Below are 17962 nucleotides of genomic sequence, written 5' to 3' on the forward strand. Positions count from 1 at the left end.
CCGACGATGCGCGTCAACCTTTGCTGCCGGTCAACACCACCCCCTCGACGATAAAGCGTTGGGCAAAGAAATAAATGACGGCGATCGGCAAAATGCTGATGAACGCACCTGCTGCGAGCGCCGGAAAATCCTGCCCCGTCTGACCGATCAGCAGCTGCAATCCCACGCTGAGCGTAAACATCTCGCTGCTCTTCAGGTACAGAAACGGTCCAAGGAAATCAAGCCAAGCGTAGACGAAGGAGAAAATAAGCACCGTAATGATGACCGGCTTGGAAAGCGGCAATACCACCTTCTGGAATACGGTCCAGCGCCCGCCCCCGTCCAAAAACGTCGCCTCATCCAGCTCGAGCGGAATACCCATGATGAATTGACGGAACAAAAAGATGTAATACGCGCCGCCGAGCCAAGCGGGCACAATTAACGGCAGCCACGTATTGATCCAGTTCAGCTTCACAAACAACACGAACGACGGAATGATCATGACCGACGCCGGGATCATCAACGTGGTCAGCACGATCAGGAAGAGCGCGTTTTTATACCGATTCTCGAATCTCGCAAAGCCATAGGCCGCGATCGAGCTCGAGATGACGGTGCCGAGCGCGACCAGGACGGCGATGATGACCGAATTGCCGATCCATTGCCACATGAGCGGCTGAACGCTAAATAAACGATGGAATGCGCCAAACGTAATGTCCTCGGGGATAATCGTCGGAGGAAAACGATACGTTTCGGCTTTGGTCTTGAGCATCGTCGACAGCATCCAGACGAGCGGTCCGATAAAGACGGCCAGTACGCCGACGAGCAGGATGTACACCTTGATGGAAGACGAGACCGATTTTTTACTTGCCCGCATACAGGATCACCCCCTCTTTTCGCCTTCGTAATAAACAAATCTGTTCGATGATTTCAGGAGCACGAGCGTGACGGCCAAAATCATCGCGAACAAAATCATCGACTGAGCCATCGCCATGCCGTACCGCAGCTCGGTAAAGGCTGTCTTGTAAATATCGTACACATAAGTGTAGGAAGCGTAATTCGGTCCGCCCTCCGCCAGCAGCAGCGCTTCGGTGAACATCTGGAAATTGTACATCGTCTGAATGACAAGCACGAACAGGATTGCCGGGCTAATCATCGGCAGGGTGACGGAGAAGAAACGCCGGATGGCGCCGGCTCCGTCGATCTTGGCCGCTTCGTACAGGTGAGACGGCACGCCCTTCAGAGCGGCCAGGAAGATCAGCACCCCGCTACCGGAAATCCAGACCTGCAGCAATACGATAACCGGCTTAATCGACCATGCCTCGCCTAGCCAACTAATCTTGGCGATACCGAATGTGCCGAGGACTGCGTTCAGAATGCCGAATTCGCTATTGAAGACCAGTCTCCATATAATGACCGTCGCCACAATCGGCACCAATGTTGGCAGGTAGTAGAACGTTCGGAACAAGGCAATTCCCTTCACATCCGCGTTGAGCAACAGCGCTAGCAGCAGCATGCCGCAGGTGACGACCGGTACGCCGATCCCTACAAAAAACAAGGTGTTCAGCACGGCCTTGCCAAAGATGCGATCCTGGAACAGAGCCGTAAAATTGTCCAACCCGACAAAATTAAAATCTGCAGCGCCGGGGATGCGGGCATCGGTGAAGGCATAATAGACCGCTGTCGTCAAAGGAATCAGAAAAAAGACGGTGAATCCAACCATCCAAGGTGAAATGAAAAGGAAAAATTTTGCGTTCTCGATTTTTTTGCGCCTGTCCAAAAGACCACCCTCTATTCCAGTTCATTAAGATAGACGTACCGTTCCTCGCGAATCGACTTTTCTGCGGCAAGAGCGACCAGCAATGCCTCTCTTCCTACGCCTGCCGAAGCAACAGGCTGCTGACCGGATCGGATCGATGCGATAAACTCCTTGCGCTGCGTTTGCCCGCCGGTATGTCCACCCGCGATCGAGTCCGACCGGACATCGACGTCGATATGCTCCTTCGTGTAATCCTCTCCGCCATAAATATGGATCGTTTTGTCCTTTTTCGCTTGCATTTGCGCGCCGTTGCTGCCGATCAATCCAAATTCCAGTCCCTCCTCCATCAGATTGCGAGGCTGCAGATACATACAAAGCCCGAGATTCGCCTTGCTGCCATTGTCATAATCGACCATCACCCAGGCATGATCGACGATCGAGCTATGATCGATCTCCTTGGCTTCATAATGTGTATACGAATTGGTGATGAGCTTGCTCTGGCCGTTGCGGATCACATGCTGACCGCCAGATGCGAATACGCGGACCGGCTTGGCACCGATCATCCAGTTGAAAATATCGAAATGATGGCAGTTTTTCTCTACTAACGCGCCACCTGAACGAGAAGCATCGTAAAACCAGTCGACCGGCGGAAACGGCTCCCGAAATTCCTTGCACCACATCATGGTGACGTCGGCCAAGCGACCAGCCTGGATTTCCTTGGCCATCCTGCGGTACAGATTAGAATACCGATACACCAGCCCGATCTGCAGGATCGTCCCCGCTCGCTCTGCCGCTGCGACAATCGCATCGCAATCCTGAACATTCGGGGCGACCGGCTTCTCCAGGAATACATGCTTGCCAGCCTCCAGGAAAGGTACGGCGACCTCCCGATGCAGATGGTTCGGCACGCTAATGACGACGGCGTCTATGTCAGGATTTCTAACAATTTCTTCGTAATTTGCGCAAATAATTGGCTCGCTATGTTTGAGTTCCTTTAACGTTCGCTCCACATTACGCTCATCCGGATCACATATGTACTGGACCTCGCAGCCTGGGATCATATCGAAGCCCATCGCATGATGCGACCCCATATCCCCCACGCCAATAAATGCCATCTTAATCTTTTCCCCCATGCACCTCGTCCTCTCAGCTCGATTAAGTTTGGGCAATTTGCCAACCAAATTAATTATTTGCCCCAAAATCATACTTCGATTCTAATTCACAGGCTAGCGATTGTCAAACTTTTTTTGCCAACTATTCCAGCCTCATTAGAAAGCAATCCCGCTGCTGGCCTACCGGTAATGTATCAGATTCCGCCGAATGATTCCCTAAAATAAGGATTGACAATTCCAAAAGGTTCAACTAAGATACGCTTATAAGTTTGCCCCAAACAAAACAGATTTTCCGAGGTTTGCGCAAAGCTAGATCCAATCGCTTGGGGCACCCTCGAGAGGAGGTGATAAAAATGCATGCCTAACGTAGGCATCGCTGCAAGCTTCATCAGGTCAGGCCTAAGAAGACAATAAAAACAGTGAGGTGATTGGCTAGTGAAAGCTTGGAAAAGTCCCCTTCGTACGTGTCTTATGAGCCTTGGTCTTCTTGTTACCTTATCAGTCACATCCATGTCAGGTTATGCATCTGCTGCAGGCGGGATTATTACGATCGACGGCAACGCAGGCGATTGGTCCTCCCTCTCCTCCCTGGCAACGAACACAGCCTCTGCCCAGGTGTTGAAGGCGCATCACAATGAAAGCCGACTGTTCCTGCATGTTGGCGGAACGGGACTGGACGTAAAGGGGCAATTTTTTATCGATGCGGATCACAATCCGGCAACCGGCTTTAATGTCGGCGGCTGGGGAACGAATGGCGCGGACTATCTGATCGAAAATGCCATCGTCTATAAAAACGAAGGCGGCGGCTGGTCCTGGACGCAGGTGGGCGTCCTGCAGTCGACGGAGTATGCGAAAAACAACACGGTCGTTGAGCTCTCCGTCCCGCTGTCTCTGCTCGGCCTGACGAACGGCAGCACCATCGATGTCGGCTATATCGTCAATGATTCGGCTACGGACAGGCTGCCTGCCGCAAGCGCCGCTCTGCCGAGCTATACGCTGACTGCCGCCACCCCGCCCACTGCCTCGACCGGCAATTGGGACAACATCCGCAATTACCTGGTGAACTATGCCGGCGATACGGTCATCGATAGCGAGCTGGCGATGTATGCCGATTACGATGCGATCGTGCTGGAGCCGGATGCGGACGTCGTATCGATCCAGACGCTCAGGAACATCAGGGAACTAAACGCCGAGACGTTCCTCATCGGGTATATCTCCATCGGAGAGACGAGAGAGATCATGAAGGATGCCAACGGTCAACCGCTCGACATCTACTTCACCGATGCCAATGGCGACCCGCTGGAAAACCTGAACTGGCACTCCTACTATATCGACGCCAACAAGCAGCTATGGCGCGACATGGTCATCGACGAGCTGTTGCCTGCGATCTATGCGAAGGGCTACGATGGCGTGTTCCTCGATACAGTAGACACCTCTATCTTCGTGGACGCCTCCCGCAACATCGACTTCTCCGCTTCCTCTGCCGGCATGGCCACGTTGATCAACGATATGAAGACCGCCTTCCCGGACAAAAAAATTATCATGAACCGCGGCTTCCACCTGCTGAACGGCACGGGCGACAGCCTCGATGTGTCCGGGTCAATCGACGGCTTGATGTTCGAGAGCTTCACGACGACGTGGGCAAGCAGCGAGGTCGACTCGAACGGGATGAACGTGGAGTGGTATCATGCGTATCCGCCGGACAGCAATGAATATATCTGGTCGGACGGCATCGCGAACAAGATCAATAAAATCCGCTTCCAGTACAACAGCGACGGTACGGCGCTGCGAGACCAGGATGGCAAGCCGGTCAAATCGGCGAAGTGGTTCCATGGGATGACGCATGATTATGCGAAGGACACCACGTCCGAACAGATCGCCATCATGCAGACGAGCGTAGATCGCGCTTGGGCTAACGGCTTTGTACCCTCGATGGGCACTCGCTTCCTCAATGAAGCGCCGTCCTACGATTGGAAAGCGCTCGTGAGCGGCATGACCGAAGCGTCCTGGGGCAGCGGACTGGACATCCAGTCGATGCCGCTGCCGAATCCGGTCATTGACGATTTCACCTCGGGTGTAAGCAACTGGAAGAGCCTGCGCGGCGTCACGGATCCGCCAAGTCCCGACAGCATCGCGCTGGCCGCCGAGAGCGGTCTGGCCCGTCTGGACATGACCGTCCTGGGAACATCGGCGTGGAAAAACGCGGCGAAAATGTTGTCCAAGGAGTGGTTCGTCCCTGTCGATCTGTCGCAAGGCACGGTCACGCTCGAAGTGAAAGCCTCCACCCCGCTTACTGCGGGCAAGTCGTTCGAGATCGAGCTGAAGGACTACAACAACGATGTCAAAGTATGGACCAATCCGGTTATCCTCTCGGATACGTTCCAGACCGTCACCTTGAACCCTGCCGTAGACGGCACGTATATCGGCGGCTGGGATGGCGCAAAAGATGGCTTCCAGGCCGACAGAGTCAAGTCGATCGAGATCCGGATTATCAACACGACCGATCTGTCGCCGACCTACTCCGGGTCCCTGTACATCGACAACATCGTCTATCATGACACCGTCGCCCCTACTGCCCCAACCGGATTGACGGCCGTTAGCGGAGACGGGCAAGTCGGTCTCTCCTGGAATGCCAATGCCGAAGCCGATGTGCGTGGGTATCATGTCTATCAGAATGGCGTAAAAATCACGACTGCGCCTGTCGTCGGCACGAGCTATATCGTAACCGGCTTAACGAACGGCACGGCGTACAGCTTCAGGATTACGGCTGTCGATTCAGGCAATGAATCTGCGCAGAGCACTGCGATTACGTCGACACCTGCGGCGATTGCTAGCGGCATTGAGATTGATGGGAATTTCGCGGACTGGAATTCCGTCAGCGCGATCGCCACGGGGAGCAGCGAAGTGACCAAGCTGAAGGCATACAATACGAATTGGGATCTGTACCTGTATGTTGAGGGGACGGGCCTGAGCGGCAGCAAGGCGCAATTTTTCATCGATATCGACAATAATGCTTCCACTGGCTTCGCCGATCCGACCTGGGGCGTCACGGGCGCGGACTATCTGGTCGAGGGCGGACTGCTGTATGAGTATGTAGGCCATAACAACAGTTGGTCCTGGCATGAGATCGACGACTTGAGAGCGTACCAGTATGCGGCCACCGGCACGAACATCGAGATCTCGCTTGGTCTGGATTATCTCGGCTGGATCCAACCGGGCGATACGATCCGGGTCGGCTATGTCAAGGGAGACTCGGCCACTCACCGGCTTCCGGGCTCCGGCAGCAGCTTGCCGAGCTATACGTTGAGTTGATGATGCGAGGCTGCTGAGAGGTTGTTGAGAGGCCGCTGAGACGAGGTGAAATCGTCATGTGCTGTTCTTTCGTAGCACAGCAGCGGCACAACAAGCGGGACAGCAAGTTAAAAAAAGCCATCCGTCCCGATCATCGGTGCGGATGGCTTTTTTAAAGAGAATAGAATGTAAATTGCTGCGCGCATCTAAACGGCTCCTAGTCGATCTCACCTCCTCGCCAGCGCTTACGGTCAAATATGCAGCTTAGCGAGCTATCCAGGCCATTTCCGTGATCTAACGGACATTTTTGCTGCTTAGCGTGACAAAAAGTCGATGTGAGAGCCCGATTGACTGTTTAAGAAACACATTTGTCCGTTACAATTGGTGAACGGCTAAAATCAGCGTTTAAGGTGCACATGTGACCGTTACAGCGGCGAGACGCGCCGTGGCGGCCCAACCGCCGATTATGCTTGCGATTCATGATCACGTTGCAGCGCATCTCTCAGCCGGGAGCAGAGTTTTTCTATCTGATCCGCTGTCCCATACGCTTCTTGATAGCTTCGGATATTCGTACAATATATTAGCCTTCTTCGATCCGCCTGCTCCGACGCATCCCCGCCAGGAGCAGCGGAAGGCTCAGCACAAACGCAGCCGTCACCAGCCACATCGGAATCTGCGGGGCGATCGAATACGCCCAGCCGCCGATAATGCCCGAGGGAGAGACGACGAGGAGCACAAGCACCGAGAGGACGGCGAACATTTTGGCGCGACGCTCGTCGTCGATCGCATTGGCGACGACCGCTTCCAGGTAAGGCGCGGTGATCATCGTGGCGGCAGCGGCGAGCACGGTGCTGATGACGACCAGGCTGATCGCCCCCGGCGGGGTCAAGGCGAGGATCGCATTGGAGACGGCTGACAGGATGAAGCCCCACAGCATCGTACGGTTCATCAGTCTGTCGGTGATGCGCGGGACGATCTGCCATAACACGAGCAGCATGACGACAGAGGATACGGCCGGCACCAGCGAGATCCAATCGTCTGCCATGCCGATCTCATCTGCCAGATACAACGCGAGGTAGGTGCCTTTGATCGTCATCTGGAAGTTGAACAGGATATAGACGCCGAACATGAGCAGCAAGCCGCGGTCGGCCAAGACGGCCCGGATCGTCGCCAGATAATCGTGCAGACTGGCCCGCAGCCCCAGCTCGCGCGCTTCGCGTTTTTTGCGGAGGCCCATCTCGGTCTCGCGTGTCGTGTAATGGCGGCCGAGGAACTGGAGCGTCATCAGCACAAAAGCGATCACATACATGATGCGAACACCCGTCACTAGACCATACTGATAGACGAGCAGTCCGCCAAGCGGTGCGAACAAGCCGCCGATGACGCCAATGACCTGCAGCACCGTGAAGACGTAGGTCCGCTCCCTCGGCTCCGTATCCTCGACGAGCAAGCAATAAAATGCCGTATGCGGCACGCGTTGGAAGCCATTAATGACAGCCGCTGCCACAAAAAACCAGACATTCGTCGACACCGCCCATAGCAGCGTCCCGATCGACCAGCTGAGCAGATCGAAGGTGAGTAGCGCCGCTTTGCGCCCCATCCGGTCGGTCAAGTAGCCGCTGATGAACGAGGAGAACACCTGGACGATCAGCGTCAGCGTAGTCACCCAGCCGATCTGCGTCTCGCTCAGGCCCAGCTTGCTCATATAGATCGTCGCATAGGTGATGAACATACTGTAAGGAATCAGGAACAACGGCTCAAATGCCAGACAGCCCCTGCTATTGCCCTTCAGCCTGGGGAATATCGTCATCATATGACGCCAAATAATCGAAGGAAGAAATCATAGATGTCAATGACTACGGCCAAGGCGGACTCGAGGAACCGTTGCAGTCCCTCCGATGAAATCAGGTTCGTCGCAAGCAGAACTGTGACAATCAAGCCGATCAAGATGCCCCATGTTACAGATCGGTTTTTTCCGGGCATCGCTATCCCTCCCACGTCTAAAAACGACGGAGTCGCATCTCCGTTCTCTAGATGCTAGGTTATCACAGTCCACCCGCGAAGTCTTGTCTTAATTTCATGGGAGTCGATTCGATCAGGAACGCGATTGACAAGGAATAGCAAAAAGACCCCTGCGGGGGTCTTTTTTGCCGTATGTCTCATGCTAGGTCACCGAGAATGGAACGATAGAGTTACTTCCCCTTCGCCCGCACGTCTACCGTCTTCGCCGCTGCATCCCACTTCACGTTCAGATCCAATGCTTCGGCGACGGCGCGCAGCGGCATGTAGATGGAGCCGTTTTTGTTAACGGCCGGGCTGTCCATCTCCTTACGCTCGCCATTAAGTGTGAAATGTCGATCCCCGACCTTCAGCTTGAACACAAATGCTGCGGTTCCGTCTTCGCCAACAGGGGCAATCGTCAGCTGCTGGTTAGCGGCATTCCAGGACAGATCCTCTTCCTTGATGGCCGGCAACGCCTGCAGGATCGGACGGATCGGCACCATGACGCGTTGCTGTTCATTCAAATAAATACTGTAGCGCGAATCCGCATCCACATAATTAATGCCGTTAATGACCAGTCCGATGGCTGGCTGAGGCTGTGGTTGTGGCGAAGTCCCTTTGGGCAGCACCTCTACCGTTATCTCCGCCCACTTGACCGCGCCATATGGAGAAGTCATGCCGCCGACGAATACAGCGGGACTCAAAATGTTGACGATATAATAGCCGGGCTCGTCGATCGTGAGACTGCCTTGGAATTGCTGTTTATCATCCAAGGGGAGCGTTTGTTTTGCTCCGACATACCGGTACTCGCCGTCTTGATACTTCGCAAGCTGCAGCGTCATCGCGTTGCTCTGAATATCGCTCGTCGTCACCGTCCCCGCAACAGTCACCGCTTCTCCGGCCTGGATGCGCTGGTAGCCTTTGGTGTCCGGGGTGAAGCTGACATCCTTTTCTATGGGCGAACTGTGGTACCGGACTGGGACGGACGAGGGATCCGTGACGTCGCGATGAATGACGAGGGAGCCTCCGCCATATTGCGAAAGGATCTGGAGCGGCGTCTTGCCCGGACGAACGTCCATCGTATATTCGGTGCGGATGAAGGTACGGTTGCCGACCGTGATCGGCTCGCCTACCGTTCGTTCTGTTCCGTTCAAGTTGTCCATGACGTTGCCCCAGCCGCCAGTGCCATCGCTATTCATAATATCGATGCGGCCAAATTCCTTTTGCGCGAGGACGCTGAAGGTGACCTTATCCGAAGTGGTCGTAAAGGAGTCGCGCTGCATGGCGACGACTTTGTCGCTCCAGGTTATACGCAGCTCATTGTTGCTCCAGACGTACTCCGCGCCGATCCAACGCAGAAGCGCCGCATGGATATACAGCTGCCCGTTCTGGGTGAAGGATGGCGCATACGGACCTACATCCTCGATAGCCTCCAGCTTGTTGTTATAGTAAGTATACAGCTTGGCATCTCCAGGCTTGATCCGCACGCCGGAGAAATAACTTGCATTCTCGCTCCGAAAATCCGCCCAGGCGGTGCCGGTCTTGGCATCCCAGTGGGTAGTCGCCATCCCGGTCGTCTCCAGCCATTTCAGCGGGAAGTATAAGCGATCGTTTTTCATGACCAGCGGTGCAGCCTGGATGGTTTTTCCATCCAGATTCAGGGAGCGTTGACTCAGCTTGGCTGTCAGCTCGTGCGGCCTCATGTATAGCGCAGCGGCATCTCCCCGAATCGTCGGCGGGGCTTCCAATGCGCTTTTGGCGTGGACAGAGCTGCCGTGCAAGCCCAAGGAGGATAATAATAATGTACAAATGATCAAGAGCAAGCCTGGTTTTCGCATATTCGATTTCTCCTCCAATTTCTTGTATTATCCATTTAGACGTTGGAAAGGAGAATAAGTTGCTAAGTGTGCAGACATGCCCTAGTGCCCGGCTAACTGTTGCAATCGCTCCTCCGTCCCGAGCTTGGGGCAGCTGTTGCAAAAGCCGTGCGCGTGATCTGAGCTCGTCATCCGATGCGCCAGACAGCAATAGGGTCGCACATACAGAGGCTCGCCTTGGTAGGCGGCATGCTCAAAGGGCTGGCAGCGATAGGAGAAGCGATTGTCCCCGCTCGCGAGCCAGGCCTCCCGATCCTGACGGATCAAAGCCAGGCGCGACTCGGTCGCATGCGGCGCGTAACGCTCGAGCATAAGCGCATAGCCCTGCTGCACCTGATGAGCAACCAAGCTCCACATCACCTTTACGCTTGCGCCCGTCGTCTCAGACAACGAATCGAATAGATGCTGGGTCTGCTCTTGGAGACGAGTGCGATGCTCTCTAACTTGGCGGTACCGCTTGTCGAGATGCATAGGATCGACGGCAAGCGTTCCGTCCAGCATCACCGTCTCATAACGGAGTGTTCCCTCGGACCGCGGCTCGAAACGTACTACAGCTCCATCGACCGCCAGCAGACGATCATACAAGCTGATCGCCGCTGCGACAGCCATCGCATAGACCGAGTAACGCTTGGCCAGCAATGTGCCTGCGACCAAGCGATCCCTTCTGCCCCGCTCCAGGCCTTGGAGCGAGCAGAGCTGCGAGAGGATCTCTTCCCGCTGAGGCTCTGCGGCCAGATCATGCAAGCGATAGGGGTAAGCGTCACCCTGCCCTCGTTCAGCTCGCTCCCCCGGTTCTCTCAGCTCCGTAACAAACAAACGCCGCATCGTCTCGGGAAGCGTCAGTCCTCCCCATGGCTTGAACAGCGCCATCTAGTTCAACCATTCCGTCAGCTCATTCATGATCTCGCTACGTCCGATCGCACCCCAGCCCTTGAACAGCCAGAAGGAATCCGTCTGCAGTACTTGGTCGGCGGCAACAGCCGGAACTGCTTGCCAGAGCGCGCTCGCTATGATCTCCTCCTGGAGCTGCTCGCCGTTCGGATCGACCTCGGTGACGATGAAGTTCGCGTCCAGATCGGGTATGCGCTCCTGAGACAGATCCTCCCGATCCTCGGTCGGCGTCACCGCCGAAGGCTCGAAGCCCAACTCTTCATAGAGCAGCGTGGTGGTCGGATGGCCTTTCTGGGCATAGATCTGCAGCGTCTTCTCGCGGATACGCAGATAGGCCAGCTTTTTCTCAGGCAGGGCCTGGATACGTTCGCGCAGTTGGGCCGTTTGTTCCTTCACCTCGGCGATGCGCGCCTCGGCTACATCCACCTTGTCATAGAGCTTGGCGATCGCCAGCAGGTCGGCGGTCCAGAAGTCTGCCTCCTCGCCATAGTCCAGCCATTCCGTCCCCAAGACAATCGTAGGCGCGATCTTCTCGAGCTGCTCATAGGTGTTCTCGGCGGTACGGCTCTCGATCACGATGACATCCGGGTTGATATCCAGGATCGCTTCGAGATTCGGGCTATCTGCAGATCCGACAGTCGGCACGCCCTGCAGCTCGTCCGCGAGATACGGCAAGTAGTCGGCGCCATAACGCGTCTCCGAGTTTACGCCTGCCGGCTTCTCGCCGATCGTCAGCATATGGTCGACATAGGCGGCCGACAGCACCACCATCCGTTCGATCGTTCGAGGCACCTCCGAGGTGCCCTTCAGATGCTCGACTTGCTGGGTGGAGCCTTCCTCTTCTGCAGCCGGCGTTTCGCTCTCGCCTGCGGCAGGCGGAGTCGGATCGGATGGCGTTTCGGCAGCGCTGCCGCACGCGGCGAGCAGCATGGTCAGCAGGATTAACAGGAGGAACAGTGACGGTTTGGTTCGTAGCATGGATGGATATCCCCTTTTCTAGTAATAATAATAATCATTATCATAGTCAAAAAGGACGGCTCGCGCCATGGACAATCTCACCCTCTTGTCCCTCCTCACGTCGGCGACGTTAGCCGTGAAGGCTCTGCCTGCCGAGCTGCGAAGCCACGTAGCGCATGGAGGCGATCCGCCCGCCAGGCCCCAGCGTCTGGAAAAACAAGTCCCGCGCATCGTACACTCGTCCCTCCCGGACCGCGCTCAGCGACAGCCAAGCCTCAGACTGTAGGAGCCTGGCCCATCGCTCCGAGGAGCCCGGCATCTCATCGAGCATCACAAATATATGATCCGCCTCGTAGGCTCGCAGCTGATCGACATCCGTTAGCGTCACCCAATTGCGATCGGCGAGTCCGCGCGGCGCGGCCATCCCGAGATCGTCATACAACAGGACGCCGGTCTGACAGTCGGCCCCGTACAATCTGCAAAAATCGGGCGTGATCCGCAGCAACAGCACGCTCGTCCCGCCCCAGCGCGTCGCAATGCGCTCCCGGCAATCGCGCTGCGTCGCTGCATACGCCTCCATCCAGCGGGCTGCCTCGCTCTGCCGTCCGAGGATGTCCGCCATCTCGGTCATCCGCGAGACGAGATGATCGCTATGCTCCAGCATCACAACTGGCGCGATCTGTTGCACCGCCAGCCGTGGAGACCAACGATTGCTGGCGAGGATGAAGTCCGGCCGCAGTTGCTGCAGCAAGCCGTAGCTATCGCGCAGCGGCTCCAGATTGTAGCCTGTGTCGCGCCGGGAAAGTGCTATCTCCTCGTCGATCGGCCGAGCGACACGTCTCGCATAATTCAACCGCGATACGGGTTGCAGACCTAGCGTACGGATATAGTCGTCGAGTCCGTAGTACATTGTGGCGATCCGCTGCACCTTATGCTTCAAGTACAGCGTTGGCGCGATCCCTTCGGATTTTTTGAACGCCCGGCTGAAATACAGCTCGTCCCGATAGCCAACCTGCGTAGCAATCGTCTTGATCCTGTCGGGGGAGAACAGCAGCTGCTTGGCCCGATTCATCCGAAGGCTGGTCATATAGCCCATCGGCGTCGTGCCGAATTGCCGCTTGAACGTCCTCAGGAAGTGATTGACGCTCAGACCTGCCAGACGGGCAAGCCTCTCGAGTTTCATCTCCTCATGATAGTGTCTGGTCATCCAGTCGATCGCACGATCCATCCCGGCACGCGCTGGCGGTGCTTGCTCATAAGCTGACAGGATCTGGAGCAGCAGCTCATGCAGCGAGCGGCGCAATTGCCCCAGATCCGGACTGTCGGCAGCTGCGCCGCTCCCGTCCGACAGCCGCTGCCATGGCTCGGACTCGCCGAGCTCCTCTGTCAGCCGCAGCTTGCCCGACGCCGGATAGCCCAGCTGCTGCAGTCGCACCGCTGCATGGGGAGGCTCGGCCGCCCGGCATGCGAACAGGATCATCCGCAAGACCAGGGCATGCTCCCCTTGCGCCTCCACGATCATATGCATACCGGGCAGGAACAGGAATACCTCGCCTGGAGCGGCGGTTGCCGGCATGCCATCGATGGTCACAGTTCCGTGCCCGCCGACGACCTGGCACAAGACGTGCGTCCTCCACACCCTCGACTTTGTCGATTGAGGAAGACAGATATAATCATGTACATGTGCGCTTTTTATCGTCCACGGTTCCAGTGTAATCGCTCCTCTTACCGTAGGGTTAGCGGTGGTTATTTCTCTCTAGCCACCTGAGTGAATTATAGCATAGTCAGGTAGCCTTGACCTTGAGCTTGACCTTGATAGGGTGCCACGGGTTATAGTGGTTGTATATCCACAACGAGAGAAAGCAAGGTGCAGAACTAATGGTCACGCAATGCTTTGATCAGATTTATGACTTGATGGAGCAATCCTTTCCGAAGAAAGAATTTCGGGGATACGCTGAACAAAAGAAGCTGTTGTCCCTGCCCCCATACCATATGCTGATAGAGAGAAATGAACAGCAGGAGGTCATTGGATTTCTAGCAGGCTGGGAATTCGAGCACTTCCGGTTTATCGAGCATATCGCCGTCTCCCCTACCCTCCGAGGCGGCGGGGTCGGCAAGCGACTGGTGCGTCGTTTCCTGGCACAGTCGAACCTGCCGGTCATATTGGAGGTCGAGAAGCCTGAGGATGAACAGCAGCGCAGACGCATCGGATTTTATGAACGACTAGGGTTTGTCCTGGAGGACTACGAGTACGTCCAGCCTTCGCTTCGCCCGGGAGAACCGGCTGTGCCCCTGCGGATCATGAGCTATCCGGTGCGGATCTCCCCCCTGGAGTTCAATAAAATGAAGCATATCTTGTATAAGGAAGTATATGCCACCGATACCGGGACACAACCGTTACCGAAGAGTTTCTGACTTGAAGGCGTCACCTTCGGTATTTGTTAATGAGATTCATCTTAAGGTTCAAAGCAGCTTCGCTTAGATGAACCCTGTATATCTCAGGATTGGACTTCCGAAGATATTGCGGCCAAAATAAACGAAGCTCGTCCTGGTGATGCTGTCGAATCTCAGCCAATGAGGGCAAAGTGTACACACAGACCCCATTCCTAAAGATAGGGTGCAGCAGCGCCACCGCCTCGTAATCCCGAACCACTTTGTTCATAAGCGGGTGCGCCGGATCGATCAGGTTAATCGGGTCGCCGGCCTCCGCTTGCCCTTCCTCCCGTAACGCGAGATAATCGGCCTCCGCTCGCCCCGTCTTCGAATTGATTAATCGGAATATCTCCTTTACTCCCGGATTGGTGACCTTCTCCAGATTGCCGGATATCTTAATGACAGGCTCATACTTACCGTTCTTCATACGTGCCACCAGCTTATAGACTCCGCCGAGCGATGGTTGATCGGCTGCCGTAATGAGCTGTGTACCGACGCCCCAGGTATCGATTTGGGCTTGTTGCGATTTCAGATCCATGATGATGTTCTCATCCAGATCATTCGAGGCAATGATCGTGACGTAAGACAGTCCGGCATCGTCCAGCATCTTCCTTGCTACCTGCGAGGTGTACGCGATATCGCCGCTATCGATGCGGATCGACTGGAGCCGCTTCCCCTTCCCCTCCAGATACTGGGCCGTTCGGATGGCGTTCGGTACACCGCTGCCTAATGTATCATACGTGTCCACCAGCAGAGAGACATGATCCGGATGCGCATCTGCGTATTTCCGGAAGGCTTCTGCTTCCGTATCATGATGCTGCACCCACGAATGCGCATGCGTGCCCTTGGTCGGAATGCCAAACAGCATTCCTGCCCTAAGGTTAGACGTCGCATCGAACCCAGCAATGTAAGCCGCTCTTGCCCCCCATACAGCTGCATCCGTTTCTTGCGCTCTGCGGGTGCCGAATTCCAGCAGCGTATCGCCTCCGGCGACTTGCTTGATTCGGGAAGCTTTGGTCGCGATGAGCGTCTGGTAATTCATCACATTGAGCAGCGTGGTCTCCACGAGCTGCGCCTCAAATACGCTCGCCTCGACGCGGATCAGCGGCTCGTGGGCAAAGACGAGCGTGCCTTCGCGGACGGCGTACAGATCTCCGCTAAACTTGAAGCGTCTCAGCTCCTCCAGGAAGCCTTCGGCATAGCCTTCCTCTTGCTGTCGCAGATAATCGATGTCCTCATCCGTAAATTGCAAATGAAGCATGTAATCGACGATCCGCTCCAGTCCTGCGAACACCGCATACCCGTTGCCAAACGGCAGCTTGCGAAAATACGCCTCGAACACGACCTTCTCATGGAGAGAGCCGTTGACCCAGTGGGCGTACATCATATTGATCTGATATTTGTCCGTATGAAGACTCAAGTTGCCATAATTCAATCCCATCACCTCATGTCGTCGTCGCTGTAAGTTAGAGAGGTTTTTTGCGTTTCTTTAATGTAGAAGTATAGCATAGTCAGGCGCTTTCGCCTAAACGCCAAAAAGGCAAACCGACACAGAGTGTAGTTTGCCCATTGATGAAGCGTATATCGCTGGCCTCAATCGAACTGCCAGCAGCTTAGGCTGAGATTGCCGTATTGGTAGCTGCGATGCAGCAGCTTGGCCTTGCGGGTCGCGTCGCCTGCTCCCATCGCCAGCAGCAGCGGAATGAAATGCTCGCTCGTCGGCACCGCCGTCTCGGCATGCGGCGCGAGCTCGCGATAGCGGAACAACGCCTCCAAGTCCCACGCTTCAAGCTTCTCCTGAATCCACTGGTCGAACTGCTCGGCCCAAGCGTCGATCCCGTCCGTCTGCCAGTTCAAACGTCTCAGATTATGAACCGTGCCGCCGCTGCCGATGATCAGTACATCCTTCTCCCGCAGCGAAGCCAGCGCCTTGCCGATCGCATACTGCTGCTCATTGGACAAGTGACGATTGACAGACAGTGCGACGACAGGGATATCTGCCTCGGGATACAACAGCTTGAGGATAGCCCAAGCCCCGTGATCCAGCCCCCGTTGCTCATCCTGGACGCTTGCGATGCCATGCTGTGATAGCAACGTCTGGATGTCCTCCACGAGACCGCGGTCGCTATGGGCCGGATAGGTCATCTGATACAGCTCATCCTGGAATCCGCCGAAATCATAGATCGTCTCGTACGTCTCGGCTGCCCCGATCGTTTGGGCCGACGCCTCCCAGTGCGCGGAGAACAGCACGATCGCCTTGGGACGCTGCGTTTGGTTCTTGAACTGCTTCAGCAGGTCGGTATAGTCATTGTTCTCGAGCACCAGAGACGGCGCGCCATGCGCAAAAAAGTATGCGGGCATCATAGTTTCCCCTCCTAGTGAGTCTTATATCCTTACCCTGCAGCAGAAGCGTTGCGCTTGCCCGCAATCAGACGGTCGACGGCAAACAGCGGCTCCGCGACGAACAGATGCAGCAAGACGAGAATAAAGGCGAGATCCAGCTCGTAACCAGCCATCTGGCCATCCCCCAACACGCCAACCGACAGCTTGGCGCTAAAGATCGCACCGACAAGGATGACGATAAGCAGCCCTGATACATAACGGGTGAACAAACCAATAATCAACAGGATGCCGCCGACCAGCTCGGCAATCGCCACGACATAAGCCAGAAATCCGGGCACGCCGATCGAGCTGAACCAGCCCTCGACATTGCCAAGGCCCATCTGAAACTTGTCCACGCCGTGAAACACAAACAGGATACCAATTACCACACGCATAATAGCTGCCACAACTTGAACCTTCTTCATTCGTCTATCTCCTCCAAAAAATATTAGTAATAGAAAACTAATTTCTGTATATGTAATCTAACTCATCTACAGTTGACCTGTCAACAGGAAAATTGTTAATATGTAATTAAGTTTCGTATAACTAATATTTTGGGGTGAGGCAAATGGATATCGGCTCGACGATCCGAGCGATACGGAAGCGGAAAAACATTACCATTGCTCAAATCTGCGAACGCACCGGACTATCCCAAGGCTTTATGAGCCAGGTGGAGACGAATAAAACCTCTCCTTCGATCGCTACATTGGAAAGTATCGCGCAAGCGTTAAATGTACCTTTGGCGTATTTGCTGCTAAAAAAAGAAGAACGGATGCATATCGTAAGGAAGGAAGATAGACAAATCACGACGAGCGGCTCCGAGCAGCTCAAGGTAGCCCATCTGAGCCAGACGAAAAATGTGCGGATGCGAATCGTTGAGATGCCGCCTGGGGCATCGACGGGAGAGACGCCCCATGCCCATGAGGGCGAAGAGGTTCATGTCGTGCTGCGTGGGAGAGTCTATGCGGAGCAAGGTGAAGACGCCGGTGAGTTCGAGGAAGGGGACTCGTTCAGTTGGAACGCATGCACGCCTCATCGCGTGCAGAACATCGGCGACGATACGGCGATCGTACTGATCGCCATCTATACGGAGACGGACAACGAGAAGGAATTTATATAGTGGGTTCAGCGCATCGTTGGGACCGGGGCATTTTTATCCACCTAAGCCGAGAATACTCCCGTCTTCTATAAGCGGGAGATGAATCGGTGTTTTTTTGTGGCCTGACACGAACGTATGTGCTATAATTGGGAGTATAGACCTTAAAATAAGGAGGCTGGTTCGT

15 protein-coding genes are annotated in these 17962 nt (G+C 55.3%); 3 read left to right on the top strand and 12 right to left on the bottom strand.

Annotation, left to right across the window (positions count from 1 at the left end; translation table 11 throughout):
- Nucleotides 1–13 precede the first annotated feature (13 nt).
- Genes PA598K_RS27320 through PA598K_RS27330 form a run of 3 tightly spaced genes read right to left on the bottom strand, consistent with a single transcriptional unit; the run spans nucleotide 14 to nucleotide 2868 of the window.
- On the bottom strand, nucleotides 14–853 hold the full coding sequence (locus PA598K_RS27320; RefSeq protein WP_128659975.1) for a carbohydrate ABC transporter permease: 840 nt from the start codon (nucleotides 851–853) through the stop codon (nucleotides 14–16).
- Between the two features lie 6 nt (nucleotides 854–859).
- Nucleotides 860–1756, bottom strand: coding sequence for a carbohydrate ABC transporter permease (locus PA598K_RS27325; RefSeq protein ID WP_128659976.1), 897 nt, complete (start codon nucleotides 1754–1756; stop codon nucleotides 860–862).
- 11 nt (nucleotides 1757–1767) lie between these two features.
- Nucleotides 1768–2868, bottom strand: coding sequence for a Gfo/Idh/MocA family protein (locus tag PA598K_RS27330; protein ID WP_128659977.1), 1101 nt, complete (start codon nucleotides 2866–2868; stop codon nucleotides 1768–1770).
- Between the two features lie 489 nt (nucleotides 2869–3357).
- On the opposite strand from PA598K_RS27330, the gene PA598K_RS27335 reads away from it, so the two are divergent.
- Nucleotides 3358–6159, top strand: a complete 2802-nt coding sequence (locus PA598K_RS27335) for an endo alpha-1,4 polygalactosaminidase (protein ID WP_185602253.1) — start codon at nucleotides 3358–3360, stop codon at nucleotides 6157–6159.
- Between the two features lie 559 nt (nucleotides 6160–6718).
- Here the strand turns inward: PA598K_RS27335 and PA598K_RS27340 are convergent.
- The 6 genes from PA598K_RS27340 to PA598K_RS27360 form a co-directional block, all read right to left on the bottom strand.
- A complete protein-coding gene (locus tag PA598K_RS27340) occupies nucleotides 6719–7948 on the bottom strand; it encodes an MFS transporter (protein WP_128659988.1) in 1230 nt (409 codons plus the stop codon).
- On the bottom strand, nucleotides 7948–8121 hold the full coding sequence (locus tag PA598K_RS36575) for a hypothetical protein (RefSeq protein ID WP_185602254.1): 174 nt from the start codon (nucleotides 8119–8121) through the stop codon (nucleotides 7948–7950). The genes PA598K_RS27340 and PA598K_RS36575 overlap by 1 nt, the downstream gene beginning before the upstream one ends.
- Nucleotides 8122–8330: 209 nt before the next feature.
- A complete protein-coding gene (locus PA598K_RS27345) occupies nucleotides 8331–9977 on the bottom strand; it encodes a copper amine oxidase N-terminal domain-containing protein (protein ID WP_128659979.1) in 1647 nt (548 codons plus the stop codon).
- An 81-nt stretch (nucleotides 9978–10058) separates the two neighbouring features.
- Nucleotides 10059–10886, bottom strand: a complete 828-nt coding sequence (locus PA598K_RS36580) for a hypothetical protein (protein ID WP_185602255.1) — start codon at nucleotides 10884–10886, stop codon at nucleotides 10059–10061.
- Nucleotides 10887–11885, bottom strand: coding sequence for an ABC transporter substrate-binding protein (locus tag PA598K_RS27355; protein ID WP_128659980.1), 999 nt, complete (start codon nucleotides 11883–11885; stop codon nucleotides 10887–10889).
- Nucleotides 11886–11994: 109 nt separating this feature from the next.
- Nucleotides 11995–13485 carry a helix-turn-helix domain-containing protein gene (locus PA598K_RS27360; RefSeq protein WP_128659981.1) on the bottom strand — a complete coding sequence of 497 codons (1491 nt, stop codon included), beginning with the start codon at nucleotides 13483–13485 and terminating at the stop codon, nucleotides 11995–11997.
- 257 nt (nucleotides 13486–13742) lie between these two features.
- Between PA598K_RS27360 and PA598K_RS27365 the strand changes: the two genes are divergently transcribed.
- On the top strand, nucleotides 13743–14279 hold the full coding sequence (locus tag PA598K_RS27365) for a GNAT family N-acetyltransferase (protein WP_128659990.1): 537 nt from the start codon (nucleotides 13743–13745) through the stop codon (nucleotides 14277–14279).
- Between the two features lie 10 nt (nucleotides 14280–14289).
- On the opposite strand, the gene PA598K_RS27370 is transcribed toward PA598K_RS27365, so the two are convergent.
- The 3 genes from PA598K_RS27370 to PA598K_RS27380 all read right to left on the bottom strand — a co-directional run bounded on the left by PA598K_RS27370 (nucleotide 14290) and on the right by PA598K_RS27380 (nucleotide 17104).
- Nucleotides 14290–15732, bottom strand: coding sequence for a nicotinate phosphoribosyltransferase (locus tag PA598K_RS27370; protein ID WP_128659982.1), 1443 nt, complete (start codon nucleotides 15730–15732; stop codon nucleotides 14290–14292).
- 158 nt (nucleotides 15733–15890) lie between these two features.
- Nucleotides 15891–16661, bottom strand: a complete 771-nt coding sequence (locus PA598K_RS27375; RefSeq protein ID WP_128659983.1) for a DODA-type extradiol aromatic ring-opening family dioxygenase — start codon at nucleotides 16659–16661, stop codon at nucleotides 15891–15893.
- 29 nt (nucleotides 16662–16690) lie between these two features.
- Nucleotides 16691–17104 (bottom strand): DoxX family protein, encoded by a 414-nt coding sequence (locus PA598K_RS27380; protein WP_128659984.1) that lies wholly within the window; start codon nucleotides 17102–17104, stop codon nucleotides 16691–16693.
- A 143-nt stretch (nucleotides 17105–17247) separates the two neighbouring features.
- Between PA598K_RS27380 and PA598K_RS27385 the strand changes: the two genes are divergently transcribed.
- A complete protein-coding gene (locus PA598K_RS27385) occupies nucleotides 17248–17799 on the top strand; it encodes a helix-turn-helix domain-containing protein (RefSeq protein ID WP_128659985.1) in 552 nt (183 codons plus the stop codon).
- The last annotated feature ends 163 nt before the right edge of the window (nucleotides 17800–17962 follow it).

Origin of the sequence: Paenibacillus sp. 598K, assembly GCF_003851045.1 — a bacterium.
In the GTDB taxonomy this organism is placed as follows: Bacteria; Bacillota; Bacilli; order Paenibacillales; family Paenibacillaceae; genus Paenibacillus_D.

What these genes read in the sequence shown, in the direction of transcription:
- PA598K_RS27320 (WP_128659975.1), bottom strand. Translation starts at nt 853, where the DNA reads ATGCGGGCAAGTAAAAAATCGGTCTCGTCTTCCATCAAGGTGTACATC.
- PA598K_RS27330 (WP_128659977.1), bottom strand. Translation starts at nt 2,868, where the DNA reads ATGGGGGAAAAGATTAAGATGGCATTTATTGGCGTGGGGGATATGGGG.
- PA598K_RS27335 (WP_185602253.1), top strand. Translation starts at nt 3,358, where the DNA reads ATGTCAGGTTATGCATCTGCTGCAGGCGGGATTATTACGATCGACGGC.
- PA598K_RS27340 (WP_128659988.1), bottom strand. Translation starts at nt 7,948, where the DNA reads ATGACGATATTCCCCAGGCTGAAGGGCAATAGCAGGGGCTGTCTGGCA.
- PA598K_RS36575 (WP_185602254.1), bottom strand. Translation starts at nt 8,121, where the DNA reads ATGCCCGGAAAAAACCGATCTGTAACATGGGGCATCTTGATCGGCTTG.
- PA598K_RS27345 (WP_128659979.1), bottom strand. Translation starts at nt 9,977, where the DNA reads ATGCGAAAACCAGGCTTGCTCTTGATCATTTGTACATTATTATTATCC.
- PA598K_RS36580 (WP_185602255.1), bottom strand. Translation starts at nt 10,886, where the DNA reads ATGGCGCTGTTCAAGCCATGGGGAGGACTGACGCTTCCCGAGACGATG.
- PA598K_RS27355 (WP_128659980.1), bottom strand. Translation starts at nt 11,885, where the DNA reads ATGCTACGAACCAAACCGTCACTGTTCCTCCTGTTAATCCTGCTGACC.
- PA598K_RS27365 (WP_128659990.1), top strand. Translation starts at nt 13,743, where the DNA reads ATGGTCACGCAATGCTTTGATCAGATTTATGACTTGATGGAGCAATCC.
- PA598K_RS27375 (WP_128659983.1), bottom strand. Translation starts at nt 16,661, where the DNA reads ATGATGCCCGCATACTTTTTTGCGCATGGCGCGCCGTCTCTGGTGCTC.
- PA598K_RS27380 (WP_128659984.1), bottom strand. Translation starts at nt 17,104, where the DNA reads ATGAAGAAGGTTCAAGTTGTGGCAGCTATTATGCGTGTGGTAATTGGT.
- PA598K_RS27385 (WP_128659985.1), top strand. Translation starts at nt 17,248, where the DNA reads ATGGATATCGGCTCGACGATCCGAGCGATACGGAAGCGGAAAAACATT.